Source organism: Chroococcus sp. FPU101, from assembly GCF_017312365.1.
Lineage (GTDB): Bacteria > Cyanobacteriota > Cyanobacteriia > Cyanobacteriales > Microcystaceae > Chroococcus.
In genome coordinates this window covers 1-1,372 of the sequence record NZ_BLJI01000098.1, presented here as the reverse complement: position 1 = coordinate 1,372, position 1,372 = coordinate 1, and the positions used below count along the sequence as shown (strand labels likewise).

Sequence of the window (1,372 nt, the reverse complement as noted above, 5' to 3'; positions counted from 1 at the left end):
TACTAAGTTGCGAATTAGACTGTAATTCTCAAATGAGGAAAATAAGTCATGGAGCGTAAGCGTTCGGGTTGAGAATCAAGTTCCTTAAGAGCTTGACACAAAGTGTCCTCAACTTTATCCAAACTTAGAAACAGACGGTTAGAAAAATACTTTTCTCGAATCTCGTCCCATAAATGTTCGACTGGCATGACTTCAGGAGAATAAGGAGGTTGAAAGAGCAATCGTATATTGTTAGGAACAACGAGATTTTTGGCTCGATGCCAAGCCGCCTGATCTACTTGTAAGATGATGAAATAGTCGAAAAATTCTTGGGAGACCTGTTGTAGAAAAAGATTCATCATCCCTTGGTCAACTCTTGGCAGAAGCAGACAACTCATCCGTCCTAAAGCAGGAGCAACAGCCGCGTAGGCATAAATGTATTGTCTGACCACCTGTCGGTGAATCGTCGGTCGAAAACCCTTCGGACACCAACAACCCCGAACTTCTCCAGTACGACCAAATCGCCCTTCGTCGGCTGCCATCAAGATAACTGAACGATGTTCCGTCTCGGGTCGCTCCATTTTTAATTGTTCGATCACTAACGGAAAACTGTCTTTAAAATTCTCCACCTCTTCAGGTTTAGCTTTGGGATGACGACCCCTAGGCTTAATTTTGCGCCAATCATGTCGTTCGATTAGACGATAAATAGTCGTTTTGTGGACTTGATGCCCGACTTTGTTCTCAAAAGCTTGTTTGATTGCTATTTTTGTCGTTAGCTCTCCTTTTTTGGCTTGAGGTTCTAACTGAGCCAGCAAGTCTCTTTCTTCTTCTAAGCTTAAATAAGCTCTTTTTCGGTTTTCGGTTTTCGGTTTTTCAATCGCTGCTACACCCATGCGATTATAATCGCTGATTACTTGATGTACCGTTCTCAGTGTTGTTCCTGTATGTAACGCGATTTCTTGGGCGGGTCTGGGAGCTACTAAAGCGTTGTAGACAATCCACCATTTTTGCTGTTTTCTGTGATTATCTGTTGTACGGATCTTTTCTTGAATTTCTTCCGCCGTCAGATGCGGTAACACTCGACTGACTCTGGACATTTCTTCTTGATCTTCCTTTTCTTCTTTCTATTTAATTTTACGCTACAATTCGCAACTTGGTAAACAAGCGCAAGAGATCCTAGCAGCCGCCCAAGCGGAAGCGCAACAAATTGCGTCTCAACAGATCGCCGAAGCACAAGCTAAAGCGATCGCCCAGAAAGAAGCGGCATCTTTAGAGATTGCCCAACAAAAAGAAGCAGCAATGCAATCACTTGAACAACAGGTGGAAGCTCTGAGCCGTCAAATCATAGAAAAACTATTAGGGCCAGAGCTAGTTAAGTAACTTCGATTCTGCC

1 protein-coding gene and 1 pseudogene are annotated in these 1,372 nt (G+C 43.3%); one reads left to right on the top strand and one right to left on the bottom strand.

The annotated features are described in order from the left end of the window. Window positions 1-14 precede the first annotated feature (14 nt). Window positions 15-1,076 carry an IS630 family transposase gene (locus CFPU101_RS25210; RefSeq protein ID WP_206818627.1) on the bottom strand — a complete coding sequence of 354 codons (1,062 nt, stop codon included), beginning with the start codon at window positions 1,074-1,076 and terminating at the stop codon, window positions 15-17. Between the two features lie 43 nt (window positions 1,077-1,119). On the opposite strand from CFPU101_RS25210, the pseudogene CFPU101_RS25205 reads away from it, so the two are divergent. Continuing rightward, window positions 1,120-1,359 (top strand): annotated as a pseudogene (locus CFPU101_RS25205) (F0F1 ATP synthase subunit B'); the annotation flags it as partial. Window positions 1,360-1,372: the final 13 nt, after the last annotated feature.

Excerpts from the sequence above, each read along its gene's own strand:
- CFPU101_RS25210 (WP_206818627.1), bottom strand. The coding sequence starts at position 1,076 with ATGTCCAGAGTCAGTCGAGTGTTACCGCATCTGACGGCGGAAGAAATT.